Annotated in this window: 28 protein-coding genes, 1 tRNA gene and 2 pseudogenes; 16 read left to right on the top strand and 15 right to left on the bottom strand. The window is 67.3% G+C overall.

What is annotated here, in order from left to right:
• Positions 1 to 76: 76 nt before the first annotated feature.
• Positions 77 to 415 (bottom strand): transcriptional regulator WblA, encoded by a 339-nt coding sequence (gene wblA, locus PV343_RS13605; protein ID WP_319147252.1) that lies wholly within the window; start codon positions 413 to 415, stop codon positions 77 to 79.
• A 553-nt stretch (positions 416 to 968) separates the two neighbouring features.
• Between wblA and PV343_RS13600 the strand changes: the two genes are divergently transcribed.
• Positions 969 to 3,293, top strand: a complete 2,325-nt coding sequence (locus tag PV343_RS13600) for a transglycosylase domain-containing protein (protein ID WP_319147137.1) — start codon at positions 969 to 971, stop codon at positions 3,291 to 3,293.
• Between the two features lie 111 nt (positions 3,294 to 3,404).
• Here the strand turns inward: PV343_RS13600 and PV343_RS13595 are convergent, their stop codons facing one another.
• On the bottom strand, positions 3,405 to 3,872 hold the full coding sequence (locus PV343_RS13595; protein WP_133924477.1) for a GatB/YqeY domain-containing protein: 468 nt from the start codon (positions 3,870 to 3,872) through the stop codon (positions 3,405 to 3,407).
• A gap of 93 nt (positions 3,873 to 3,965) precedes the next feature.
• On the opposite strand from PV343_RS13595, the gene PV343_RS13590 reads away from it, so the two are divergent.
• The 3 genes from PV343_RS13590 (at position 3,966) to PV343_RS13580 (ending at position 5,961) form a co-directional block, all read left to right on the top strand.
• The gene (locus PV343_RS13590) at positions 3,966 to 4,895 is read left to right on the top strand and encodes a metallophosphoesterase (RefSeq protein WP_319147136.1); all 930 of its coding nucleotides are present in this window, start codon (positions 3,966 to 3,968) and stop codon (positions 4,893 to 4,895) included.
• A gap of 166 nt (positions 4,896 to 5,061) precedes the next feature.
• Positions 5,062 to 5,820, top strand: a complete 759-nt coding sequence (locus PV343_RS13585; RefSeq protein WP_319147134.1) for a Pr6Pr family membrane protein — start codon at positions 5,062 to 5,064, stop codon at positions 5,818 to 5,820.
• Between the two features lie 67 nt (positions 5,821 to 5,887).
• A tRNA-Pro gene (locus PV343_RS13580) sits at positions 5,888 to 5,961 on the top strand.
• 75 nt (positions 5,962 to 6,036) lie between these two features.
• Here the strand turns inward: PV343_RS13580 and PV343_RS13575 are convergent.
• From PV343_RS13575 to PV343_RS13560, 4 genes and pseudogenes are all read right to left on the bottom strand, one after another.
• Positions 6,037 to 6,228, bottom strand: a complete 192-nt coding sequence (locus tag PV343_RS13575) for a hypothetical protein (protein WP_319147259.1) — start codon at positions 6,226 to 6,228, stop codon at positions 6,037 to 6,039.
• A gap of 26 nt (positions 6,229 to 6,254) precedes the next feature.
• Positions 6,255 to 7,177 (bottom strand): annotated as a pseudogene (locus tag PV343_RS13570) (FtsK/SpoIIIE domain-containing protein); the annotation flags it as partial.
• Entirely contained in the window at positions 7,177 to 7,533 is a 357-nt protein-coding gene (locus PV343_RS13565) for a hypothetical protein (RefSeq protein WP_319147133.1), read from the bottom strand. The gene PV343_RS13565 and the pseudogene PV343_RS13570, both read right to left, overlap by 1 nt.
• Before the next feature lie 155 nt (positions 7,534 to 7,688).
• Positions 7,689 to 8,474, bottom strand: coding sequence for a GntR family transcriptional regulator (locus PV343_RS13560; RefSeq protein WP_319147132.1), 786 nt, complete (start codon positions 8,472 to 8,474; stop codon positions 7,689 to 7,691).
• A gap of 107 nt (positions 8,475 to 8,581) precedes the next feature.
• Here PV343_RS13560 and PV343_RS13555 point away from each other — a divergent pair, with 107 nt between their 5' ends.
• From PV343_RS13555 to PV343_RS13535, 5 genes are all read left to right on the top strand, one after another.
• A complete protein-coding gene (locus PV343_RS13555) occupies positions 8,582 to 8,989 on the top strand; it encodes an NUDIX hydrolase (RefSeq protein WP_319147251.1) in 408 nt (135 codons plus the stop codon).
• A gap of 46 nt (positions 8,990 to 9,035) precedes the next feature.
• A complete protein-coding gene (locus PV343_RS13550) occupies positions 9,036 to 9,464 on the top strand; it encodes an ATP-binding protein (protein WP_319147250.1) in 429 nt (142 codons plus the stop codon).
• A complete protein-coding gene (locus PV343_RS13545) occupies positions 9,464 to 9,841 on the top strand; it encodes a hypothetical protein (RefSeq protein ID WP_319147249.1) in 378 nt (125 codons plus the stop codon). Before PV343_RS13550 ends, PV343_RS13545 begins: the two co-directional genes overlap by 1 nt.
• A 1,017-nt stretch (positions 9,842 to 10,858) precedes the next feature.
• Complete coding sequence (locus PV343_RS13540; RefSeq protein ID WP_319147131.1) at positions 10,859 to 11,050, top strand: hypothetical protein; 192 nt, start codon at positions 10,859 to 10,861, stop codon at positions 11,048 to 11,050.
• 271 nt (positions 11,051 to 11,321) lie between these two features.
• Positions 11,322 to 11,639 carry a hypothetical protein gene (locus PV343_RS13535; RefSeq protein ID WP_319147130.1) on the top strand — a complete coding sequence of 106 codons (318 nt, stop codon included), beginning with the start codon at positions 11,322 to 11,324 and terminating at the stop codon, positions 11,637 to 11,639.
• A gap of 152 nt (positions 11,640 to 11,791) precedes the next feature.
• On the opposite strand, the gene PV343_RS13530 is transcribed toward PV343_RS13535, so the two are convergent.
• Positions 11,792 to 12,013: a hypothetical protein gene (locus PV343_RS13530; protein ID WP_319147129.1), complete on the bottom strand. Its 222-nt coding sequence runs from the start codon at positions 12,011 to 12,013 to the stop codon at positions 11,792 to 11,794.
• A 164-nt stretch (positions 12,014 to 12,177) separates the two neighbouring features.
• Between PV343_RS13530 and PV343_RS13525 the strand changes: the two genes are divergently transcribed.
• Positions 12,178 to 12,429, top strand: a complete 252-nt coding sequence (locus PV343_RS13525; RefSeq protein WP_319147128.1) for a hypothetical protein — start codon at positions 12,178 to 12,180, stop codon at positions 12,427 to 12,429.
• Positions 12,430 to 13,806: 1,377 nt separating this feature from the next.
• Positions 13,807 to 14,175, top strand: a complete 369-nt coding sequence (locus PV343_RS13520; protein ID WP_319147127.1) for a hypothetical protein — start codon at positions 13,807 to 13,809, stop codon at positions 14,173 to 14,175.
• Positions 14,176 to 14,269: 94 nt separating this feature from the next.
• Here PV343_RS13520 and PV343_RS13515 read toward each other — a convergent pair whose 3' ends face one another.
• The 4 genes from PV343_RS13515 to PV343_RS13500 all read right to left on the bottom strand — a co-directional run bounded on the left by PV343_RS13515 (position 14,270) and on the right by PV343_RS13500 (position 17,317).
• A complete protein-coding gene (locus PV343_RS13515; RefSeq protein ID WP_319147126.1) occupies positions 14,270 to 14,515 on the bottom strand; it encodes a hypothetical protein in 246 nt (81 codons plus the stop codon).
• 555 nt (positions 14,516 to 15,070) lie between these two features.
• The gene (locus PV343_RS13510) at positions 15,071 to 15,376 is read right to left on the bottom strand and encodes a hypothetical protein (protein ID WP_319147125.1); all 306 of its coding nucleotides are present in this window, start codon (positions 15,374 to 15,376) and stop codon (positions 15,071 to 15,073) included.
• A gap of 229 nt (positions 15,377 to 15,605) precedes the next feature.
• Positions 15,606 to 16,262: a hypothetical protein gene (locus PV343_RS13505; protein WP_319147124.1), complete on the bottom strand. Its 657-nt coding sequence runs from the start codon at positions 16,260 to 16,262 to the stop codon at positions 15,606 to 15,608.
• Positions 16,263 to 16,762: 500 nt separating this feature from the next.
• Positions 16,763 to 17,317: a DUF6985 domain-containing protein gene (locus PV343_RS13500; RefSeq protein ID WP_319147123.1), complete on the bottom strand. Its 555-nt coding sequence runs from the start codon at positions 17,315 to 17,317 to the stop codon at positions 16,763 to 16,765.
• A 538-nt stretch (positions 17,318 to 17,855) separates the two neighbouring features.
• On the opposite strand from PV343_RS13500, the gene PV343_RS13495 reads away from it, so the two are divergent.
• Positions 17,856 to 18,047, top strand: coding sequence for a hypothetical protein (locus PV343_RS13495; RefSeq protein ID WP_319147122.1), 192 nt, complete (start codon positions 17,856 to 17,858; stop codon positions 18,045 to 18,047).
• 537 nt (positions 18,048 to 18,584) lie between these two features.
• Here the strand turns inward: PV343_RS13495 and PV343_RS13490 are convergent.
• Positions 18,585 to 18,809 (bottom strand): annotated as a pseudogene (locus PV343_RS13490) (site-specific integrase); the annotation flags it as partial.
• Positions 18,778 to 18,933, bottom strand: coding sequence for a helix-turn-helix transcriptional regulator (locus PV343_RS13485; protein WP_319147248.1), 156 nt, complete (start codon positions 18,931 to 18,933; stop codon positions 18,778 to 18,780). The pseudogene PV343_RS13490 and the gene PV343_RS13485, both read right to left, overlap by 32 nt.
• Before the next feature lie 149 nt (positions 18,934 to 19,082).
• Here PV343_RS13485 and PV343_RS13480 point away from each other — a divergent pair, with 149 nt between their 5' ends.
• Together PV343_RS13480 and PV343_RS13475 are read left to right on the top strand one after the other, a co-directional pair.
• Positions 19,083 to 19,886 carry a tetratricopeptide repeat protein gene (locus tag PV343_RS13480; RefSeq protein ID WP_319147121.1) on the top strand — a complete coding sequence of 268 codons (804 nt, stop codon included), beginning with the start codon at positions 19,083 to 19,085 and terminating at the stop codon, positions 19,884 to 19,886.
• A gap of 361 nt (positions 19,887 to 20,247) precedes the next feature.
• A complete protein-coding gene (locus tag PV343_RS13475) occupies positions 20,248 to 20,988 on the top strand; it encodes a hypothetical protein (RefSeq protein WP_319147120.1) in 741 nt (246 codons plus the stop codon).
• Between the two features lie 593 nt (positions 20,989 to 21,581).
• On the opposite strand, the gene PV343_RS13470 is transcribed toward PV343_RS13475, so the two are convergent.
• A complete protein-coding gene (locus PV343_RS13470; RefSeq protein ID WP_319147119.1) occupies positions 21,582 to 21,806 on the bottom strand; it encodes a hypothetical protein in 225 nt (74 codons plus the stop codon).
• Positions 21,807 to 21,923: 117 nt separating this feature from the next.
• Positions 21,924 to 22,142 (bottom strand): hypothetical protein, encoded by a 219-nt coding sequence (locus PV343_RS13465; RefSeq protein ID WP_319147118.1) that lies wholly within the window; start codon positions 22,140 to 22,142, stop codon positions 21,924 to 21,926.
• Positions 22,143 to 22,366: 224 nt separating this feature from the next.
• Between PV343_RS13465 and PV343_RS13460 the strand changes: the two genes are divergently transcribed.
• Entirely contained in the window at positions 22,367 to 22,945 is a 579-nt protein-coding gene (locus PV343_RS13460; protein ID WP_319147117.1) for a DinB family protein, read from the top strand.
• 571 nt (positions 22,946 to 23,516) lie between these two features.
• Positions 23,517 to 24,281, top strand: coding sequence for a hypothetical protein (locus PV343_RS13455; RefSeq protein WP_319147116.1), 765 nt, complete (start codon positions 23,517 to 23,519; stop codon positions 24,279 to 24,281).
• The last annotated feature ends 222 nt before the right edge of the window (positions 24,282 to 24,503 follow it).

Here is a 24,503-nt window from a genome sequence, read left to right as displayed (position 1 = left end):
GAACACACGTCCGGCCGCTGCTTCCCCTGCCTCACGGCCGGCCGGAGTGGCCCAGGGTCAGCGCCGGGGCGGAGCCCTAGCTCACCGCCGCGTAGTTCTCGTACACCTCGTCGCTGTCGAGAGGCACGATGCCGATGCCACGCTCGTACTCCGAGCGGGCGGTCTCCAGCAGCCGACGCCAGGAGGTCACGGTCGGCCGCCTGCGCAGCAGTGCGCGGCGCTCCCGCTCCGTCATGCCTCCCCACACGCCGAACTCCACGCGGTTGTCCAGCGCGTCGGCCAGACATTCGGTGCGTACCGGACATCCGGTGCACACCGCCTTGGCCCTGTTCTGCGCTGCTCCCTGAACGAACAGTTCATCCGGATCGGTAGTGCGGCAGGCGGCCTGCGCACTCCAGTCGGTAACCCAGCCCATACCGGCGCCGTCCTCTCCCGAATCGAGGCTCCCCCACGGCGGCAGCGGCATATTCACCGCCGCCAGTTGAGGACGTTACGGAAGGTGGAGACAGCGCAACACCCCCTTCGGGCCCAATCTTGAATGGCCCGAACGGACTATGGGTAAGCGGCAGATCACCCGCGGGAGTGAGCTGACGACATGCGCGACCATCCCGGCATACCGGGACGGCTGTGACGCGCCACACCGGGCGTCAGGTGACACACAAGGCGGTTTCGGACACGCCCGCATCAGAAAGTCGGGTACTTCCGGAACGATTCGGGGTCGTCGGACGTATTGATACGTGGCCGCACCGCTGTGACAGTTGATAGCAGCTTAGGCCAACGCCTGTGCGCGTGTCCGGCGAATGGAAACGTAGGCACCGCTCTGCCGCGCCATGACGCGCCGCGCACCGCACTCACCTGCCCCGATACGTCCGCACCGGACATCGCGGACATCACGATCCGGCACCCGAACATCCCGAGAAGCGGCCGCCTCCATCGGAACGCTCATCAGTACGGATTAGGCTGCCCCCATGCCAAAGAAGCGCTCGGGCGGTGGCCTGTCGGCAACACAGCAGGCCGCCAAGTTCCTCGGTGTCAGTGTGCTCGCGGGAGCCGTCATGGCGGGCATCGCGCTGCCCGCGGCCGGCGCGCTGGGCCTCGCGGCCAAGGGCTCGGTCAAGGGCTTCGACGAGATCCCGGCCAACCTCAAGAGCCCCCGGCTCAGCCAGCGCACGACCATACTGGACAGCAAGGGCAACCAGCTCGCGACCGTCTACTCCCGTGACCGCACGGTGGTGGAGCTCAAGGACATCTCGCCGTACATGCAGAAGGCGATCGTCGCGATCGAGGACTCACGCTTCTACAAGCACGGCGCGATCGACCTCAAGGGCGTGCTGCGCGCGCTGAACAAGAACGCGCAGTCGGGCGGGGTCGCCCAGGGCGCCTCCACGCTCACCCAGCAGCTCGTGAAGAACTACTTCATCGAGGAGGCCGGCGACGACCCGACGAAGGTCGCCGAGGCCACCCAGCAGACCCTCGGCCGCAAGGTCCGCGAGCTGAAGTACGCGATCCAGATCGAGGAGAAGCTCGGCAAGAAGCGGATCCTCGAGAACTACCTGAACATCACCTTCTTCGGCGAGCAGGCCTACGGCGTCGAGGCGGCCGCCCAGCGCTACTTCTCCAAGCACGCCAAGGACCTCAGCCTGCAGCAGTCCGCGCTGCTCGCGGGCATCGTCCAGTCCCCGAGCCGCTACGACCCGGTGAACGACGAGGCCGAGGCCACCAAGCGGCGCAACACCGTTCTGCAGCGCATGGCCGAGCTGGGCGACATCTCCCAGGCGGAGGCCGACCAGGCCAAGGAGAAGCCGCTCGGGCTGCACGTCAGCCAGCCGAAGAACGGCTGCATCACGGCCACCAAGAGCTCCGCGTTCTTCTGCAAGTACGTCGAGAACGTCTTCCTGACCGACCCGACCTTCGGCAGGACCCGCGAGGAGCGCGCCAAGCTCTGGAACCAGGGCGGACTCACCATCCGTACGACCCTGGACCCGCAGGCGCAGGCGTCCGTGCAGGCGTCCCTCAAGGACCACGTCTACAAGTCGGACAAGGTCGCGGCGGCCGCCACCCTGGTCGAACCCGGCACCGGCAAGGTCCTGGCGATGGGCCAGTCCAAGCCCTTCGGCTACGGCAACAACGAGACCGAGTACAATTTCTCGGTCAACCGGGCCATGGGCGGCTCCAACTACGGCTTCCCGACCGGTTCGACGTTCAAGCCGTTCGTGGCGGCGGCCGCGATCGAGGGCGGCAAGCCGGCGACGCAGGAGTACTCGGCGCCGTACAAGATGAACTACCCGAGCCCCGTCCAGCGGTGCAGCAGCAGTCCGTACGTCAACACCAGGAACGAGACGGTCGAGAACGAGAACGAGTCGGAGAAAGGCCCGTACCGCATGAAGGAGGCGATGGCGAAGTCCATCAACACCTACTTCGTGCAGCTCATCTCCGACATCGGCCTGTGCCCGGTGGTGAAGATGACCGACGCGCTGCACGTCGTGCAGGGTGACGGCTCGAAGCTCCCCCAGACCCCGTCCATCGCGCTCGGTTCGATCGGCCTCTCCCCGCTGACCATGGCGAGCGCGTACGCCACCTTCGCCTCCCGGGGCATGTACTGCACCCCGGTCGCCATCGAGTCCATCACCCAGAAGGTGGGCAACGAGCGCAAGTCGCTCCCGGTGCCCAAGTCGACCTGCTCGCGGGCGATGAGCGAGCAGACCGCCGACACCGTCAACACCCTGCTGCGCGGTGTGGTCGACTCCGGCACCGGCCAGGAGGCCGGACTGAGCGACCGGGAGAGCGCGGGCAAGACGGGTACGACCGACTCCCGCAAGAACGCCTGGTTCGTCGGCTACACGCCGAACATGGCCGGCGCGGTCTGGGTCGGCAGCGCCAAGCAGAACGTGGAGATGACCCACATCACCATCGGCGGGGTCTACCGCGACCTCGTCTACGGCGGTCAGGTCCCCGGCCCGATCTGGCGCGACGCCATGGCGGGCGCCCTGGAGGGCAAGGACGCACCCGACTTCAACCTGGTCGACATCCCCGACGACGACAACCCCGGGGACGGCCAGGGAAAAGGACGCGGGGGGGACAACGGGGGCAGGAACGGGGACAACAACAACGGGGGACTGATCGGGGGACTGATCGGCGGACAGACGGACGGGGGAACAACGGGAGCAACCGGGGGCACCACGGGTGACGCCACCGGCGGCACCATCCCGACGCCGACCTTCTCCCTCCCCGGCAACTTCATCCAGGGCCAGACCAACGGCGGGCACAACGGCACCGGGGGACGACGGGGCTAGCCCGGCACCGGGTAGCGAGCGTTTCCGCTCCTGACGTACGACGGCGGGGCCGCACCTCTAGACAGGGGTTGCGGCCCCGCCGTCGTAACGCCTTCCTCCGGGCCTCCGGGCTCAGCCCTGGAGCAGCTTCTTCACCACGGCGGCGACGCGGCCGCCCTCGGCCAGGCCGGCCACCTTCGGGTTCACGATCTTCATCACGGCGCCCATGGCACGCGGCCCCTCGGCGCCGCCCGCCTTCGCCTCCTCGACGGCCTGGGCGACGATGACGTTCAGCTCGTCGTCGGACAGCTGCTTCGGCAGGTAGGTGGCGAGCAGCTCACCCTCCGCCTTCTCCCGCTCGGCCGACTCCGCACGACCACCCTGCGCGAAGGCGTCGGCCGCCTCGCGGCGCTTCTTGGCCTCCTTGGTGATCACCTTGAGGACCTCGTCGTCGGAGAGCTCGCGCTTCTCCTTGCCCGCGACCTCCTCCTTGGTGATCGCGGCGAGCGTCAGCCGGAGCGTCGAGGAGCGGAGCTCGTCGCGCTCCTTGATCGCGGCGTTGAGGTCGTCCTGCAGCTTCGACTTGAGCGTGGTGGTCATGCCGTCGATTGTCGCAGCTACGACGGTGCGGGCGCCCGCGCATTTAAGGGCGGCCGGTCCCGGGGCCCTGGTGAGGTCTGACACGATGGAGGTATGCGCGCGCGATACGGAGTACCCCTGGGAATCATGGCGGCGGGAGCCGCCGGAGTGGCGTACGCGGCGGGCTTCGAGGCCCGCTCCTTCCGCCTCCGACGGGTGACGGTCCCCGTCCTCCCGCCGGGCATGCGCCCGCTGCGCGTGCTCCAGGTCTCCGACATCCACATGGTCGGCGGGCAGCGCAAGAAGCAGCGCTGGCTGCAGTCGCTGGCCGGCCTGCGCCCGGACTTCGTGATCAACACGGGCGACAACCTCTCGGACCCCGAGGGCGTCCCCGAGGTCCTCGACGCGCTGGGCCCGCTGATGGAGTTCCCGGGCGCGTACGTCTTCGGCTCCAACGACTACTACGGCCCTCGCCTGCGCAACCCCGCCCGCTACCTGCTGGAGAAGGCCAGCGGCAAGCACGGCCTGAACGGCAACACGCCGGCGGTGGGCGTGATCCACAACCCCTGGGAGGACCTCAGGGACGGCTTCGACGCGGCGGGCTGGCTGAACCTGACGAACACGCGGGGCGTGCTGAAGGTCGAGGGCGTGTCGGTCGAACTGACCGGCCTGGACGACCCGCACATCAAGCGCGACCGCTACGCGCGGGTCGCCGGCGGCCCGTCGGGCACGTACGACTTCTCGATGGGTGTCGTACACGCGCCGTACCTGCGCGTCCTGGACGCCTTCACCGCGGACGACTACCCGCTGGTGCTGGCCGGCCACACGCACGGCGGCCAGCTGTGCATCCCCTTCTACGGCGCCCTGGTCACCAACTGCGACCTGGACACGGACCGGGTGAAGGGCCTGTCCCGGCACACGGCCGAGGGCCACACCTCCTACCTCCACGTCTCGGCGGGCTGCGGCACGAACCGCTACACGCCGGTACGGTTCGCCTGCCCGCCGGAGGCGACGCTGCTGACGCTGGTGGGGCGAGAGGGGTAGGCGCTGCCGCTGGTGGGGCGGGGGCGGTGTTGCCGAGGGTGGTAGTCCCGTAGGGGGCGGTGGTGCCGTAGGGGGTGGCAGCGCCGTGGGGGGATGTGTGGGGGATGCAACCCATCCGGAGTGCCCGAAATGGCCGCATTGCCCCTCTCTGCCTAGCGTGAGGGGCATGACCGCTCCGATACCGAGGGACATGCCGGACCTGCCCGCGGTCCCGGCCCCACCCCTCCTGCTGCCCGCCCCGGTCCCGGCCGCGGCGGTGGTCGCCCCGATCCGCCGCCCGCCGGTGGCGGTGTTCCGCTTCCTGACCGCGCTGGCGGCGGCGGCCGGCGTGGCCCTGGAACTCCTCCTGGGCACCCCCGCCCGGACCCTGAGTTACTTCAGCGTCCAGACGAACATCCTGGTGGCGGTCGTCATGCTGATGTCGGCGTCGAGGGCCTGGCGCGCCCGGCGCCCACTGCCGTCGTCCGTGGCCGGCGCGACTCTCCTGTACGCCGTGATCACCGCGCTGGTGTACCACCTGCTCCTGGACCACGCGGTGCCCCCGTTCGCCATGACGGACGCGACCGCGCTCCCGGCCCGCTGGCACGCCCAGTGGGCGACCCTCCAGGTCCTCCACCTGGTGGTCCCGGCGGCGGTAGTCCTGGACTGGCTGCTCCTCACCCCGGCGGCCCGCCTGCACCTGCGCCAGGCGGCGGCCTGGCTCCTCTACCCCCTGGCCTACCTGGCCTTCTACCTGACCCGAGCCGTACTCCTGGCCCCCTCGACCCCGGCGCACTACCTGTACCCGTTCCTCGACGCCGACGCCGACGGCTACCGCAGCACCCTGGCGAACGCCCTCCTCACGGGCCTCGCGATCTACGCCCTGGCGGTCCTCCTGATCGCCGTCGACCACACCCGCCCGACCCCGACCCGCCGCCGCGTCTAAACCGGATTTCGCCTGGGGCCACCAGTGGGCTAAAGTAAACGTCGTCGCCGCGACAAGCGGCGACGATCGGGGTGTAGCGCAGCTTGGCAGCGCGCTTCGTTCGGGACGAAGAGGTCGTGGGTTCAAATCCCGCCACCCCGACACAGGTCAGAGGCCCATTCGCGTGATCGCGGATGGGCCTCTGAGCGTTTGTACAGCAGCGGAGTACAGCAACCGCTATGGCTCTTGACGATCGTCCCCGTCCGGCCGCTCCTCCTGCTTGCGTTTGCCCTTCTTCTTGCCGTCCTTCTGCTTGCTGCCGCCCAGAGCCCTCCCGAGCTTCCGGAGGGCCCGCCTGGTGTCCGCCGAGGGAACGTGCGTGTAGACCTCCATGGTCACCGCGATCTCGGAGTGGCGCAGGATCTGCATCGCGATCCGAGGGTGGACATCGAGGGCGGCCTCTTCCTTCTTCGTCGCGACAAGGAAGTTCTGCGACCTCGTCGACGAACAGCACGACGGGTACGGGGCGTTCGCGCTCGGGCAGTCCCCAGATGTCGGAGGTGATCTCCTCGTCCGGTGTGCCGGGTGCGATGCCCTGCCGGGCCTTGATCAGGTCGTACCGGTCGTCCATTTCCCTGATGAGCGCGGGCAGCAGCTCGGCTGCCTGGTCCGGGTCGGTGGCCAGCGCCGAGAGCCGCGGAGCGAAGGGCGCCAACTCCACGCCGCGCTTACAGTCGATACCGACCAGGGCGACGGGCTGATGAGCGAGGCCGGTCACCAGGTGGCGCAGGTACATGGACTTCCCGGACAGGGTAGCGCCGAGCGTGAGTTGATGCGGCACGGTGCGGTAGTCGCGTACGAACGGCGTGGCGTCCTCCCGCAGCGCGACCGGCACTTGGAGAAGACCTGCGGGGACCTTGCGCGGCATGCGGACCCGCTTCAGCACGTCGAAGCCGACGAGCCGCAGGTCCACCACACCGGGTTTGACCGTGGTCACGTAGACGGCGTGGACGCCCCAAGCGTGCCGCAGCCGTTCGGCGGAAGCGGCCAGGTCAGCGGGTTCCTGCCCGGGGGCGAGCCTCAGACGGAGACGAAGCCCGGTCGTGGTCGGCCGGATGATTCCGCGTCGCGGCGGTACGGGTCGGACCTCGCGGCGGCTGGTGGCCTTGACCGCCAGGACGCGCAGCCGGGACGGGGCCACGGTGAGGCCGCAGGCTTCCATGACAGACCCGTACGAGCTGAGCAGCCGGGCCGTGGAGAGCGGTAAGCCGACCGTGGACCAGTAGAGGCCGGGGTGTCGCGCCCGGGTGTAGGCAGCCCCACCACCGAGTGCGGCGACGGGACCACCCACCTCCAGGAGCGTTGTCAGGTCGGACATCAGGCGGAGGCCCCCACGACGGCGGGGAAGGCGGCCGGGGTGACGGCGGCGGCCCGGTAGGCGATGCCGTGCCGCTGCTGTCCGTTGAACACGCTCTCCCACGGCCGAGCAGCCAGACGGGGCAGCGAGACCGGCGAGCCGAGGGCGAGGCCCTCCGAGACTCCGCTCTCCGGAACGGTCACCTTGATCAGGGACGACTCCCCCTCCTCGATGTACACGACGCCGATCGTCATCAGCGACTCACCGCTGACGGCGTCCTTCGCGATCTCGCCCGTCTGCCGGTCACGGACCTTGGGCTCGGGCGCCTCGGTCAGCAGGATCGTCGCGGCCGAGGTCTCCACACGGATGGTGCGCAAGGCTTCTTCCCATCTACTCGTCTATACAAGATGCGATCTGAGAACCCGTCATCGCCGGGAACGAGATCACCATGCCACACAACTTGCCCACTCATCTATACGAGTATGCCTGTCGGCGTGTACGAGTCCGAAGAAGTGGCCTCGCGCACCGCCGATCAGGTCGCCGGGAGCTGGTAGGAGAGGACGTACGCGTCGGCCGCCATCACCGTGTCGCAGACCTCCACGGCCCGCCCCTCGGTGTCGAAGGCGGTGCGCACGAGGTGAATGACCGGCACGCCCGCGGCCAGGCGCAGCGTCTTGACCTCGGCCGGCGAAGGCATGCGGGCGCGGATCTCCTCCTCGAAGTGGTCGAGGTGGTGGCCCAGCTCTTCGAGACGGGCGTAGATGCCGCCGGGGCCGGGGTTGGGCTCGGCGATCTGGGTGCCGCGGGCGATGTCGAGCGGCAGGTAGGACGTGGCGAACTCCACCGGGCGTCCGTCGAGCAGGTACCGGCGACGCCGGGCGAGCACTCGCCGTACCGAGCCGAGCCGCGTGGAGATGTCCTGGCTCGCCTTCTCCTCCTTGACCTCCAGGCTGTCGACCTGCGGATGGCTGCCGGCGGCGTCGGCCTCCACGATGAACGCGGACTTGCCCTGCTCGCGGTGGCGGCGGGCGAAGCGGTCGGAGGCGAGCCGGCGCACAGGTGGACGGGGCCTGACGAAGACACCCTTGCCGTGCTCGGCGTGCACCAGGCCCTCTCCCGTGAGGATCGAGAAGGAGTTCCGGACCGTCATCCGGGAGACTCCGTAGTGCTCGACCAGCTCGGCCTCTGAAGGCAGCTTCTCGCCCTCCTTGAAGCGCCCACGGTCGATGGCCTCGCGCAGTTGGTCGGCAATCTGCCGGAAGACCGCACGATCACTCGTGGGGTCCAGGGCGCCGAGAACGCTCGATAGAGAGGTCACAGAGACTCCTTTAGGTATCTAGACGAGTGGGCGAGTGTTGTTGCTACGGTGGAGAGCCTAGCCAGCCGAGAGGGCCGAAGAACGTGAGCACAGAACGCCCGCACTCCGTGAGCGTCGCCGGGGTCATCGTTGACGACAACGGCCGTGCCCTCTTGATCAAGCGCCGAGACAACGGCAAGTGGGAGCCCCCGGGCGGCGTCCTCGAACGCGAGGAGACCATCCCCGAGGCCCTTCAGCGTGAAGTCCTCGAAGAGACCGGCATCAAGATCGCTCTTCCCGCGACCCTCACCGGCGTCTACAAGAACATGACGGGCTTGATCGTCTCGCTGGTCTTCCGCTGCGAAGCCGTCGACGGTACGCCCACCACCGGTAACGAGACCCGCGCCCTGCGCTGGGCCACCCGCGAAGAGGTCACCGAGCTTGCCGACGAGGCATACGCGATCCGCGTCCTGGACGCACTCGACGCGATGACCCCGCCGGCCGTCCGCGCCCACGACGGCGTGAAACTCGTCTAGCCCGTACCCGCTACACATGGCGGCCTACCAGCACGAAGGAACTTGTATGCACGAGTATACGAGTAGGGCCCGGGTCTGGGGGCTCAGTTGCCCAGGATTCCCGGAAGAGGTGAGCCGGGCCCGCCGATGGACCCGCGACATCCTGCGAGGCTCGCCCTTAGCCGAGGACGCCGAGCTGATCGTGAGCGAGCTGAGCGCGAACGCGATCCTCCACACGGCCAGCGGCCAGGCATACGGCAGCTTCCACCTGGCCGTTGCGGTCTCGGCGCAGGTGGTCGCACTGTCGGTCACGGACGACGGAGGCGCCGGCACAGCACCCAAGGTCGAGCACCGTAACCAGGACGCCGAGCACGGCCGGGGACTCGGCATGGTCAGCGCGATCGCTCATCGAGTCGTCGTCCACGAAAGCGACCAGGGGCACACGGTCACCGCGGAGCTGTACGCGGACGTACGGCGGGGAGGCCACCTGTGCTGATGAAGCCACCGCAGTGGGGTTACTGGTGCGAGTGCTGGACCAAGGACCTGGCCGAAGGATGGCAGCCGGCACTGCTAGCAGCGTTCGACGCCTACTCAGCCCCTCAGGCTGACCGTTGGGTAGCGGTCACGCTGCGGACGATCTCACCGGCCCTGGACGCGGACGCATCTGACGAGGCTTGGGAGTGGCTGTACGAGGGCCGCATCGAGACCCGCCGAGCTCTGCTGCGATCCGAGCCGTGCACGGTGTCAGTGACCCACGCCAACACGCGGATCACGTGGACGATCCGTCCGGTGCTCTTCCTGCCGCTCATGCACCGACAAGGCGCCGAACTCTCGGCCTGCGCCGAGACCTTCAAGCCCCATCCAGCAGGGTGAGTTACAACTTTCTCTACTGGTTCAAGGCTCGCTGCGCTCGCTCGTCCGGCGGCCAACGGCCCTCGTCGATCATCGCCAACCCGGCCGCCGCACACTCCACCCAAACGCATCAACGGCCACTCCCGGCCCCCATGCCGCCGCCACCACGATCCGGCCTCAGGAAGAGGAAGACACACCAGCAGCCAGATCCCAACGCCCCGCTACCGGGGCCACCGCCTACCCCTTTCCACCCGGCTGCCTACTTCCGGTAGATCGGATCAAGGACCCGAGGGCCGCGCCAAGCGCGGCGGCGCCGACGGTCGCCGCCGCGCCGCCTCACCTGTCTTCGCCACCGGCCGCACGGCGCCGCCCGCCGTCGCCGCCCGCAGCGGCCACATTCCAACACGGGCACGGGGACCAACGGTGATCCCCAACGGGGCAGGTCAAAGACATGTTGTGTCACCGAAAGAGGCCGGATCGTGGTGGCGGCGACATGCGGGCCGACGCTGCCAGATACGCCGGCGCTCGTACGGCCCGCTGATCCCGCACCAGGCCACCGGTCGGACGGCGGGCGCGGCTATGCGAGGGGAGAAACCTGCTGTGGCTGGGGCGGTCGGCTCCACGGCTTTAGGCAGCCACCATGGGGCGAGCCTCTAAGATCATGGCCCCAACGTCGTGCTTTAACGGGCAGGTCCACAGACTGCCCGACTCGCCGGAAGCTTAAGGGGCCATGATCACTCGCCCCATGGCAGCTCCCGCCCAAAGCCGTTCCACCGACCGCGCTTGCTCCCCTCAGGCAGCACGCTGGAGCGGAAATACTGACACCTCGCCAGAACACGGCACGGTCACGTCACCGCATCGACTGACTACGAGCTCCCCTAGCAGCGATCAGCGTCTCCACCTGCACATATACGATCTCCGGCCATGAAGCGTCGATGATCGCGGTGGTCAGCGCAGGAGAGGAGCAGCATGCCGGAGGGCCCAATTCGTAGGCGCGCATCTCGGTCCTGGAGGGGCTGGGTTGGGCTGGGTGCGTTTGTGCTGCTGGTCGCTGAAGTCATCAGGGGCGTGATCGAGGGAAACCGGAATGCGCAGGTAGAGGCCGTCATACTCCTGGTGGGCTGTTCATTCATCGCCGGTGGGGTGGTGGGCTATCGCGCGGGCGTGCGACGCGTGCCCCCACGTGAGGAGCCTGTCAAAGAGAGACTGAATCCTGACATCACCACCTGACACCAACAGAGGCGAACGGCGCCGGTCAATGCCGAACGCCAGTGGACTGCTAGTCAAAGTCCAGGACGGGTTGGTCGCTGTCGACAGGGCCGTGTAATCGACCTGATAGGGATGAGGCCCCAGGTTCAAATCCTGTGCCCAAGTGGGGGCGCCGTCCTCGGCCTATGGACGGCGTCCCGATGGGCCCCTGTCCGCGAGGAACTCATGGCAGAACCGATTCAATACGAGCTTTCCCGGCTTCGAGGGCACCAGTCTGGAAGACAGCTTCGTCTTGGAGATCCAGGCAACACCAGGCCGACTGAACATCACGCTGGACCTCATGATCGGGTGGGCCCACCCGTCCTACCGAGACCCACTCGAAGGTGAGGTGGCCTGCTTCCGAAAGGCAGTGATCGAGTTTCCCGCGGTTCAGGAACTCACCTGGGCCCGCCAGAGCAGCATCAGGCCGGCAGTGGATGCCAGCGGCGAGCAGGACTGGGGCGGGATCGATGCACTGCGAAAGGTCGGGGCCGTCTACCAACTCGAAGGCGACTGGGGAGCGATCGAGGTCGTGTCTCAGGAGCCGATTGTGCGGATCATCGCCGGCTGATCTGCGGTACAGCAGGGAAGTACAGCAACCGTGGCGACCGCAGGCAACCGGCACGAGCCGTTGCCACCCTCGTGATCAGGGCGCGAGGCCTCAGCGACCTCTCCGCCCGTAGTTCGCATCGAGTGGCTGCGTCGACCACCTGGGCGACGCGGTCATGCGAACGGCGACAAGCCCTTGCTCTCTAGGTGAGCGAGCAACGAGTCAAGGCACGCGTCGGCCGTGCCCTGGTCCGCACGGAAGAACGAGTCATCACCAAGTGCCCCACCACTGACGATGACCATCCATGCCTTCCTGTGCTCGGTCATGCGGTCACCGTCGACCTTGAACACGGTCGTGACTCCCCGCTCGGCCAGCCACTCCATCAGCTCAAGCATGTCCACTAACACCCCTCCAGGGAGATCTTCCCCCTGCGGGAGTCTCGGGCCGTCTCCGGGCCGTGCGAGGGCGCACAAGGGCGACCAACGCTGACAACCGTTGACGGCACAGCCGCATCCGCCGACGGCGTGGCTGGGTGCAGGTCGCGGCAGAGAACTCGCCCTTGGCGGCGACCACGTTCACCTGTCACGATCAAGCCGTGGTCAACCTCTCGAAGATCGCGCGGTCGGCAGACGTCTTCCTCGACCTGATGGGCGTGGCGGTCGGTTCACTGGTGCTGGCGCTCGGTATCGAGACCTACCGGGATGGTGAGTCCGTGGGCTGGCCCATCGCCGGATCAATGCTGCTCTTGATCAACTTCTGGGTAGCCTGCCGTCGATTCGTTCGGCGCAGGAAGCCGAGTCCGTCGCCGTAGCCGCACGCAGCCAGCCACCGTGCCCCATGCGTGCCCGATGGGGCGGCAACCGTCGGGGAACAGCGGGGAACCACGGCGCGCAGCCCAGAAACGTGCAGGTCAGCGTTTTGCCAGCTCAGGCGGGATCCGCATACGCGATCTTCCAAACTGGGGCCGGACACTCGCGGAACCGTCGCCATGGATAGCCTGCCCGTCCGTTTGGAACGCTCCTGGAGGCTCACAATGCAGACTGCCGTCTTCCTGCTGAGAAGCGCGCTTGGCCTAGGTGGCGGTCTCGTGTGGGCCTGGGAACTCAACCGCCAGGCTTCAGGGCCCGGTTGGAGGAAACCTCGGGTCTTCTCTGCGATGGCGGCTCTGCTTCTTGCTGCTCTGCTCACCGTCTAGGGAGAGCGGAGGCCGGACGCCGTAGAGCAGAACCGGCTCCCGTACAGCAGCGAAGTACAGCAACCCCACCGACCGGCGCTGACCCCCCATGCCTCTCACAGTCCGGCTGACCAGCCCACCAGACCTCGACGACCGCCCCGCCCGTAGTTCGCATCGAGGGGCTTTGGCACGGTCCGAGGGCCGTGCCACTCTCGTGCCAGAACGGACGGGGTCTCACGGGGAACCGCGGTACGGCACGGCGCTCAGCGCCAGACGCGCCCGAGACGGCAAAGCCGCTGGTCACCCGAGCACCTGCCCAACCTCACTCCTAAAGCGGTGGCCAGCGGCAGCCTTGTCGTCCAAGCAGCCTCTGGCCAGACTGCGCGCTGGCGATCGGATCGTCCTACGGCAACGATCAGTCGTACCCCCTTGTGCCTCTGAGCTGGGCGAGCGTAATGTCTGTCATCCTCGTGTTACCTGCATGCCTGTATCAGACGCAACTGGGGGCGGCTGCATGGTTCTTATTGACCCAGAGGCTGCCGCGTACTGGACTGGCCGGCCCACAAGCACACTCAGGCGCTGGGCCCATGAGGGTCGCATCACTACCTACGGATCTGGGCGAGGGCAGATCCGGTACGACCTGACCGAACTCCCAAAGGCGCACCGCGACGAATGGACTCGGGAGTTAGTCAGCCCCGGCGAGACACCTCCGATGCCCGAAATCCCACGGGGACGCCAACCCATCCCTTGAGAATGACCCGCGGCGTGCGGAGATGGTCCGCTACGCTAGCCGCGTTGTACGCGGTGCATCTCTCTAGGTCGTTCCAGAGTGCTGGGACGGCCTTTTTGCTGCCCAAGCAGGTCTAACGACACGGCATCGGGGGCCAGCCCCTTAAGGCCCGAGCGACTCGCTCGGGCCTTTTTCATGCCCGGAACCCTGCGATTCATCCCTATATGCGGAATTCCCATCCGCCATCGCCATGCCCGCTGTGCGAGGCACGAAAGGAAGCGATCATGAGTTCGTCCCTCACGTCGTCGCTGATTGGCGCGACCAGCTCAGTCGGCGCAGCAGCGAGCGGGGCTCCCTGGTGGGTCATCGTCGTGCTCTCGATAGTGGGACTGCTGCCCGTGCTGCTCAGGGAGTGTCGAACGTGGCGGGTCGATCACCACGACAGAGCTATGGGCCGCTGGGCAGAAGATCGCATCCGGCGGACAGAGATCGAGCGCCAGGCGCTGCATATCCGCATAGCGGAGGAGATAGGACAGCTCCCGGATGGTCAAGATCGCATCGAGCTGTACATAAGGCTCCTCGACAAATCCCAGTTAAACGTGCCGGCTGAGACCCCACCTCAGCCCGGCGAAGGGGCAGCCAACTCCCCATAACCTCTGTGACCTCGGGCCGTGACGGGCCGTCGGAGGGCGCTCAACGACGACCGATGCTGACAAACGTCGACGGCTCCGTCCCTGGTCGGTCTTGCTATGCCTGCGGCCCCTCGGCATCCCTCCGGCTGGACACGACGTGCCTCGCGATCGTGGACAAGGCCAGCTCACGATCCTCGTCAACGACAAGCCAACCCTTGTCCAGGAGCGATCGCAGCAGTGGGCGGACCTCTTCGCCCAGTTCCTCCGCCAAGTCGTCATCCGTGAGGGAGAAGCCGTCCTGTGCACGGCTCGCTACGTGGAACACGACGGCTTCCTCCCCCGCGGTGATGTTGAAGTTCATGACGTGAAGGTATGCGAGCCCCTTCGGCGCAGCACGCCGATGGCGCCCGAAGCCGAGGTAGTGCAGCGCACAGGCCGGCTGCACCGGCCAGGCCGCCGACGAGCCCCCGACCGCGGCCGGATGCGCCTGCGGCTGATCCGAAGAACCTGGTCAGCTCGCGCTCGTCCGTCTCAGTTTCCGTCTCATTCAGCGACGGACACCACCATTCAGGCGGGTCCGGCACTCGACTCGTAATGAGCGCCCGGACGGGCATGAACGCAGGTGAACGCCCCGGCACGGCCCCTAGTGGACCGCCAACAGACTTGGAAAGCGTGCGCCCCAGAGCAACCTGCACGGAGAAGTTGTCTTTGCATCATTAGGCCGTTCAGGCAGGGCGGGGTGATAACCGCGAGCCATGGATGCTGCCTGACGTCCCGGAGCTGCCTCGAGATGCACAGGGCAGCTCAGTGCAGCCGTGAATTGAACGATTTACTGGATGCACCACCAGAGTGAGCACACACCGCGGGCCCGGCTTCCAGGTGGAAGCCGGGCCCGGCTCGGTCGGTTGCTGGTGAATCAGAGCGATTCAGACTTCGCCGTAGGCGTCTCCTCCTGCGCGGGCTCACCCCGGCCGATGGTCATCGACCAGCGCACGGACGAGGGGGCCTCAACGGAGACGACGCCGCTGCGGTCCACTCCGCCGACGCCCACCTGGTTGTAGGTGGTGCTGACCTGGTCGGCGACACACTCCAGCGGGAAGGTGACGTGCACAGACCGCACTGCGACCTTGATCTTCCCTGCGCCCTGGCAGCGAACCGCGACGATCAGCGCGTCCCCCTTCTTGCCCTTGCTGTAGGTGAAGCTCGCGCTGCCGGTGGTCACCTTCCGCCGGCCGGCGAGTGTTTCGTCGGCGTCCAGCTCGGGGGGCTTCTGGACGGATGGCTGTGCACTGTGGTCCGGAGAGGCCGTCGCTGTCGGCGTACCGGACTCGGACGAACTTGTGGGATGCGAAGGTTCCTTGGCCTCGGTGTGATCCGAGGTGCAGCCTGTGAGCGGGGCGAGCAGCGCAGCACACGCGAGGCTCAGTCCTGCGAGGGTTCGGAGGGACATGTCAGCTCTCCCAGATGGCCCAGCCGACACGGTGCGGCGTGTAGACGGTCGCGTTCTTCTTGGTGCCCTTGACGCAGTTGGCGTGCGTGTACTGGTTGTACCCGTAGCTCTTCAGCCGGTAGACCCCGTACCGGCCGAAGGTGGTCTTGTGTGACGGGGTGTCCGCACTGACGGTGTTGCCGATCTTGGCGGTGAGGGACACGGAGACGTTTACGCCCCACTTGGCCTCGACCTCCGTGACCAACGACTTCGCAGTCACTTTGAGTTCCCCGCTGAAGGCAACGCCGACGGTGCCTGACGTTTCGGAAACGAACGTGGACTTAGCCATGTGGGGGGTTCCGTTGTAGTTGGACTGCTCCGCCCCCACGCCCTTGTGGTAGTCCTTCTTCTTGCTGGTGGGGTAGTAGTACCAACCCGCTTCGCATACGCGGCCGGACGGGACGTTGGCCCCCTCGTCTTCGGTATCGGAGGGTGCAGCCGCAGGCGTGTCGGGGGCGCCCTCAACGAGATCCGCCTCCTCCGGCTGGTCTGGCGGGGCCGTAGCGATGGTGCTGTCATTCGCGGCGGGTACCGAGTCGTCCGCGAACGCCGGACCCCCACCGGCGAGGAGGGTAATAGCGATGGCAGGCACGAGCAGGGCCGCCGTGGGTGTGCGCATGACATTTTCTCCTTGGTCAGGGGAGTTGACGCGCCGTGTTCGATCGCTCACCGGCACTGACGGGATCATGTCAGCGCGAAGAGGCGGACTGCTAGCTTCCGTGGATCTTCTGAGCAAGACGTGAGCTTGGCATGGCTCGACTTGATGAAGGTGAAACGAGTCGACGTCGCGGCTTGCGCTCTCGGACGAGTCGTCTTCCTCTTCGGTACCGCGTGCCTCGTACTCGGCGCGCTGGGTGCGCTCGGCCCCCGAGGGCAGGGGCCCTGCCAGAGCGGGCGCCAGCTCGGGTGAGTGTCTAACTGCGTGACAACGCCAGCAGACAACGACGGACGGACGCGAGCGCCAGTGGACCGTCAGCGCAGGTAGGTGGCACACCAACCCAATACCGAACACTCACTCAAGTTGCTTCGGGACGAAGAGGTCGTGGGTTCAAATCCCGCCACCGCGACAGCCGAAACACCAGGTGAGGCGCCTACTGGATTCAGTAGGCGCCTCACTTGTCATAGACGAGTCGCGGCGTCGACCTCATCGGTCCCTTCGCTGTCTTCCTCGGCTATCCAGAGGAGGACGGCCGTATCGCCGCCTCCGACCTTGACGATGCGTGTGTCGTGCATGAGGGCGCCCAGACCGTGCTCTTCATCCCACAGGCAGGTGGCCTCGAAGCCGACGTACGGCTTGCCGTCCTTAGAGATCTGGTGGACGTAGATTGACTCGATACCGATCAACGACTTCAGCTCTTCAGCCTGATCAAGAGCGGGCAGGTAGTCCGGATCCAGTCCGTCGGGATCGGCACAGATCGCCTGGTAGTAGGCAAACAGTCCGGGCAAGAGGGAGTCCATCAGGCGTGGGAGGTTGGCCACCGTCCATGCCACTGAGGCGATCTCTGACTCATTCAGCGGGTGGTCATCTCTGCCCTCCGGAGCGTAGTAAAGGGAGACAGGCTCAGGCACGGGTGATCTATCGGTACGTGCGTCGGCCGATGTCCACCCCCCAGCGGGCAGGCGGACCGTCGTTCGCCAGAAGTACTCGTCCCAGACAAAGGCAGACCTGTCCATGGCGCAGTTCTACATGACCGACCGCCGGGGGCCTCCCTGGGCCGTCCGGGGCCGCTCGACAGGGACCAACGACGACCAATGATGACCACCTGGCCGTACGTGAGTACCACTTGGGCCTGCGAAGACGCTGGTCGCCGTGATCCACGACAAGACCCAGGGCAAGAAGAAGTAAGCCCGCCCGAAGAAGCCCCCACCAGCTGTTTCGCCGGCGGTTCGGGGCTTCGTCATGCCCGCATCTGCGCAGCGCCCGAAGAGCCGGGTGTACCCGGACGGACGTCCGGAACCCGAGGTAGCCCACACCGCACATTTATGCGAATCTTCGGGCGGGTCGGTGCACCGCTCGACCTCAGATGCGGAGCCGGGAGGGCGCCACCCGATGGCAGATTCAGATCCGACCCCGGGCGGGTCACCCGGCCCATACAGGGGCTCAGAATGGCATGTTGCGTCCGGCCCTTACCTCTGGCCCAGCGAACCAGTGCACTCTCCGAGAGAGTGGAATGTTCCAGCCATCGCCGCACTGGTCCTCTCACTGCTGTCGTTGCTGTTGCTTATCGGTCTCGGCATCCTAGGGCTGCTTGTGTCGTTGCTCTTCACACCGCTGGCACTCGCCTTCAGCATCGTCGCCATCATCCAGGTGGCCCGAGGGGGCCAGCGCGGCATGGGCCTGGCCATCATCGGATTCCTCCTCGTGCTACCAGGATGGCCGCTCACTGCTTTCCTGTTGTGGTGACCGCGCTCTCCCTGCCGACGAGAAAAGGGGCGCCCCGCGCAGACCGACCCGCAGCGTCCCATATCGGAGCAGGGCATCAGGGTCGCTGAAGCACCAACAGACCTGAGGGCAGGGCGGGTACGACTACCGCACGGTGAGCATGGTGCCTGGGCCTGCCCGACATCCACAGCTGACATCAACGACGGCGTACGCCCACAGCCCCAGCGGTCCGCTACGGCACTACACCCATCGCCCCAGCACGCAGCAGCCCACGGTTGATCGAACTCCTAAAGCGGTGATCAACGCGACTGCTGTACAGCAGCGGAGTACAGCAACCACCGTGACCGCAGACGACCGGCATGGGCCGTCAGCGGCCGACCGACCAGCCTGCTGGCCCCTGATGATCCACCCGCCGAGAGTTCGGGACGAAGAGGTCGTGGGTTCAAATCCCGCCACCCCGACAGCCGAAACAGCAGATCAGGCCGGTACTGAATTCAGTACCGGCCTGATCTGTTTCTGTCTGCGTGTCTATCTGAGTGACTACCGCCTCTCGCGTGCCTACGGACGCCGTTCCTGCGTGCCGAAGATGCCGTCCATGACCACGGCGCCGGTCTGGATCACGGGCCACTCGTCGGCGTTGATCCCATCGACACCCTTGAGCGCCTGACGGAAGGCACTGCGGACGTCGGCGGCATCCAGCGGCTTGCCGACGGCCGGCGAGAAGACCAGGCCGTGTTCCTCCCACTCCTCGTCAGCGGCGAGCCGGTCCCACCCCTGATCCTCGATCGAGGCTCGGGACCATCCGCCCGTTCTCCACCTTGGACACGGTTGGCTGTCCTACGCCGGCCCGTTGCGCCAACACGGCACCGGTCAGGCCAGCTTCAGCACGCAGCCCCCGAAGACGCATCCCAAGCGCCTTCATCCGCTCCCGTCGTTCACACCCGTCGTCGCTTCGCTCCTCAGGGCGGGAGCACAGTGCATGAGGTCAGAACACGTCGTGGCTGGGGCCGTCGGCCCCGCCTGTAGCCCGCCGGACAACGGCCCTAAAGTCTGGGCATGCATCTGGACGAGGGGCGAAGGGCCGCCGAGGCCGGGGACTGGGTAGCCGCGGGGCACGCCTTCGTCCGGGCCGCCATGGAGGGCAGTGCGCAGGGCGCCGAGCTGGCGACTCGGGTAACCGTCGAACTCGTACCGCTGGCGGACAGCGGGTCGGTGGAGGCCGCCGCGCTGCTCGCCGGGATCTATCTGGAGTATTTCCACGAGTCGGCCCTGCCCATGGCCGTGCTTTATGCGCGCGCGGCGGCCGAGGCCGGGCACCCGGCCGGACAGCGCACCTACGGGTACACGCTGATGATGGGTCTCGGCGTCGAAGAGGACCGCGAGCGTGCCGCCGAGCTGTTCCGGGCGGCTGCCGAGGGCGGGGACGCCTACGGCAGGTTCAACCTCGCCCAACTGATCGACGATCCCGACGAGTCCCTACGGCTGTTCGAGGCTGCCGCGCGGGAGGGGATCGTCGTCGCCGGTGCCGTGCTCGCCGACCGGCTGTCAGCGCTGGACCGGGACGAGGAGGCACTGGGTTGGTACGTCTGGGCGGCCGAGCGCGGGCACAAAGGGGCGATGAATGCCGCCGCCTGCTGGTACCGCGACGGCTTCGGCACCGCGCCGGACCCGGTTCAGGCGGTGCGCTGGTTCTTCGTCATGCTCGCGCACGGCGACGGAGACGGCATCCACGAGGCGATCCAGCTGGCGAAGGCCGGGGCCCTGGACGAGGAGCAGGTGCGCGAGGCCGGGCGGCTCGCCGGCGATCCCGGGGCGGCGGAGGTTCTGATCAGCACGGTCCGGGGTGATGGTCGGGCCTGAGGCCCTGAAAGGAACGGCATCGCTCCATGCCCAGTCCGTGCCCGTTGCGTGCCCGGTCCGGCGGGACGCAGCGGGGATCCACGGGGAACAGCAGCCCCGATCGGGCTCTGGCCCAGGTCAGAGACCTGCCAGGGCAGCCGCCATCCATGAGGCTCTCTGTGCACACCACCGTTTTCCTGCTGCGGAGCGCGCTGGGCCTTGGTGGCGGTCTTCTCTGCGATGGCGGCTCTGGTGCTCGCCGTCCTGCCCGCCGTCTAAGTAGCTGTTGTCGTACCGATCTTGTGGCTTGTTGGTCGAAGGGGCGTCCAGCGGGTGGAGGACGTTATGCCTCGAACAGCACCTCGGTTCTACGATCCAGCGTATGAGCAAGTTCTTCGTCACGGTGTGCCTGCCGCCAACCAAGCCACGGAAGCTTCCGGAAGCGATAGCGGCCGTCATGGCGCCGTATGACGCCAACCTCACCGACGACTGGAACCCGGTCGGCCAGTGGGACTGGTGGGTCATCTACTCCGATGCGGAGAGCCCCTACCTCACCCGGCCCGAGCATGACGGCGACCGCAGGCTCGTCACGACCTCCACCGTCCCCCGCAGAAAGGCCAAGCTCGATGCCCTCGGGCCGCTGGAGTGCTACGGCGGACCTCGGGACCTGCTCGATTTCGGCGCTATGCGGCGGCGAGCGGCGAAAAGGCATGATGCCAGGCTCGCCGCCTGGGAGGAACTAGCCGCGCTGCACCCGCCGGCCCGCCCGTTGTCCGACTTCGTCGCCCGCCACGAGTCCGATCCCGGTGGCTACTCCTTGGCGGACGCCAAGAGAGAGCACCTGGCCCAGCCGCTGGTGCAGGACGTGGCGCAGCGGGCCGTCTCGGGCGACCCGCACTTCGACACATCGTTCCTATTCAATGACCCGGTCGCGTACTTCGCGCAGGAGCACGAGGAAGCCCGGCAGTCGTCGGTCCAGTGCGCTGTGCCCGGCTCTGCCCTGGTCACCCTCGACGGTGTGTGGATGGATGCGGACCGCGACGGCTACTGGGAACAGGCCAACAATTATCTCGACGGCCTCCATGCCGGAGCCGTCGTCGTCGACCTGCTCTGTCACTGCTGATGTCCGGGGCCACGACTTGCGGTGCGTAGGGGAGTTGAACTCACAGTGGCTTGCGCCACGACGGCTTTCAAGTTCGATCGTCTCTCGGGATGAGCAGAACAGACACGCCACCAACATCCAGCGACCATGGCTGACCTCGCTTGAAGGCCGCGAGGCCCTCATCAAGGGCTCGCGCGCCCACCAGACCTGCGGCGTCTCTTAGCTTTTGCCACCCCTGCTCGTCGGAGCCGAAAGCCCGCCGTGATCGTTCCACGGAGCCATCCAGGGTCCTGACAGCCGCCGCGATGTCAGCCACCATCTGGCCAGCACTTCCCACGCCCTCCAGCGTCCACGACATCCACAAGCCCATGCGGCTACGGTCGCACCGGTATCGCGCGGCCACCAGCCAACCGCTTGGAGGGACGGAGCCTGTCCGGCCCGGTTTCCGTCTCATTCATCGGCGGTCATCGGCGTTCGGCCGGGACCGAGTGACCTGCCGGATTGGAGATCCGGACAAGCATGAACGCAGGTGAACGCTCCAGCACACGGCCCTGTCAACCGCCAACAGACTTGGAAAGCGTGTTGTCCGAGGTGCTGTTGCTGGGGAGCGGGCGTCAGCTGCTTGTCTCTGGGCCCCAGCGATCCGGTCCCACTCCGCGCCAGTCGATCCACGGCGCCGCCGCGACCTCGGCAGCGTCGAGCTCCAGACCGGCCCGGCGGAGGAACTCGACCAGGTCGCCGATGTTGTGGGCCAGGCCGAGGATTTCGCCGTCCACGCGCACGCGACGTCCACCCGTGGGCGACGGCGGGTGGACGATCACGCGAATGGGGCCGGCCATGCCTTCAGGATCATCCCCGGCGCACGGCCCCGCATGCGAGCGCGTCATTCGGGGACTCCCAGTCTCTGGTCGGTGGCAGGGGTCGCGGGGAAGCCCCACGGAGGTCGAGCGGGCCGATCACGTCGAGTCCCGGTCCGAAAGTCCCAGGATGCGCAGCTCCTGCCACGCCACAGGACTCGGCCGCTGCTGCTGCCAGTAGGGGTGGAAGAACACCTGAACCGACAGCCGATACAGGCGTCGGCGCAGCTTGGTGCGGCCGGGCTGGTCGGCGAGCTGCTGGTAGGTGGCACTCCACTCCTGCTGTGCCTGGGCGAGATCGGCGGGGAACGATCGCATGACCAAATTCAAGCATGTGTTCGATTTTTGCGTCCATCGAAGACGCCATTCACCCGTCACCACGGCGTCGCGCTGGCCGATGCGCCCGGTTCGCTCCAGCTCCTTGGAGTACCGGGGAGGCTCACTGCCGTCGATCCTCGCCCGTCGTTTAGGTCAGAATCTGACCTCTACTGCCTCTAGCGTCCTCCTTGCCGGCGGAACAAGGACCATGGAAGGCAGCGACCATGAGCGAGACCGTGACTGTCAACGAACTGGCCACCCACGACCCGGCCCACGACCCGGCCCACGACCCGGCCACCGGCGAGCGCGCCGACGTGCTGGAGGCGCTGGCCAAGCATCGGCACTTCCTGCGATTCACCACCCGCGACCTCACCGACGAGCAGGCCGGGCTCCGGACCACCGCCAGCCAGCTGTGCCTGGGCGGCCTGATCAAACATGTCGCCGCGGTCGAGCGAACCTGGGTGCAGTTCATCTTGGACGGCCCATCGGCGATGCCCGACTTCACCACCATGACCGAGGCCGACTGGGCCCGGCGGGCCGACGAGTTCCGGATGCTGCCCGGCGAGACACTGACCGGTGTGCTCGCCGACTACGCCGAGGTAGCCCGTCGGACCGACGAACTGGTCGTCACCCTGCCCGACCTGGACGCCACACAGCCACTACCGAATGCCCCGTGGTCCGAGTCGGGCGCGCGATGGACGGCCCGCCGGGTGCTGATGCACATCATCGCCGAGACCGCCCAGCACGCCGGCCACGCCGACATCATCCGCGAGTCCCTGGACGGCGCCAAGACCATGGGTTAGCCAGCGGCGCGGCAGGGCCTATCGCCCCCAACGGTCGGGAGCGACAAGCCCTGTGACCCGCCAACGCCTTGCCCCGTAATCCGCGGCTCGACAAGGGCTCTCCCAGCCGTGAACGGTTCGTGCTCTGCCCGTGGGGACCGGGATCGCCGGAACGGGGCGCTTCTTTCCGCCGGACAGCAGCGCAACGGCACCCCGGTGGAGCCGCGGAACTTCACCCGCGAGTTGGACCGCCGCTGCGAGCGCGCCGGCGTCCGCCGGATTCGCGTGCACGACACCCGCCACACGTGCGCCTCGCTCCCCGCCGCCCTCGACGCCCACCCTCGGATCGCGATGCAGATCCTGTGTCCGGCACGTCCTGGGGGGACTTTCGTGATCATTGCCGCCGAGAGCCTTCCCGAGCTTCCGGAGGGCCCGCCGGGTGTCCGCCGAGGGGACGTGCGTGTATTCGGCGGGGATCGTCTGACGCCCCATTGTGATTCGCGGGTGTACAACCCCGTGCGGATGCCGGCTGTCTGTAAGGCGCCGGGGGGATGTGCCTTCGGTGCCTTTCCGTAAGGAGATTGGGGATCAGGTGGGGAAGCGGGTCTGGAGAGTCGTCGTAGCCGGTGGTGCGGCGGCGCTGTTCACGGCCGTGGCCGCGGCGCCTGCCGGGGCGGCCGAGGGTGGGGTCTCGTTCACCCGTGTCCAGGTGAACGGCGGCAAGCCGATTGTGATCGGGGTGTCGACGGAGGTTGCGGTGCCCGCCTCCTTCCGGATGGCGACCACTCACAAGTGGAAGTGGCCGGCGGTGTTCCTGTACCGCGGTGGTTCAGGTGATCGGCTGTGGCACGCCATCGAGACGAGCGACTGCATCAACGTGAGCTCGGGCGTCTGCGACTTCAACGAGACGATGTACTTCGACCCGAGCGTGTGGGACATGCGTAACAGCGAGGCCGGGGCCTGGAAGGTCGGAGCCGAGGTGTCCTTCGAGGGCGGCGGTGGTGACACCGACGACAAGGGTCTGACGGTCCTCGTCAAGCGCAACTCCCGTCTGACCGTCAACGCCTCGCCCGAGCCGGTGGCCAAGGACAAAACCATCACCGTGACCGGAAAGGTCACGCGGGCCAACTGGGAGACCAGGAAGTACGCCTCCTACGGAGGCCGCCTGGTGAGTCTGCAGTTCAAGCCTGCCGGCACCGCCGCCTACACCACGGTGAAGAAGGTGTACGCGAACGGCTCTGGTGATCTCAGGACCACCGTGAAGGCCTCCAAGACGGGTACGTGGCGCTGGGTGTACTACGGCAACACCACCACCGGGCCGTCGGCGTCGTCCGGGGACAACGTCGTGGTGAAGTGATGTCCGCGGGGCCGGCGGGCTGGTGAGGGCCGAGCCAGCAGTAACGGCTGCGACGGTAAAGGCGTAGGGTCCGCCGCGATCGCAGCGGACCCGACGTCTTGCGCCGGCCGACTGCGAGCGAAGAGGTCGTGCCAGGTCCGTGCCGGACTCTGCGGGGAACCCCGGGGAACACCGGCACATCACATGGCCTCGCACCAAAACCGCTCAGCAGCAGGTACGCCT

It is taken from the genome of Streptomyces sp. WI03-4A, from assembly GCF_033792105.1.
Classification (GTDB): domain Bacteria; phylum Actinomycetota; class Actinomycetes; order Streptomycetales; family Streptomycetaceae; genus Streptomyces; species Streptomyces collinus_A.
Note: the sequence above shows the minus strand (reverse complement) of the source record. Positions and strands in the feature narration are given on the sequence as shown.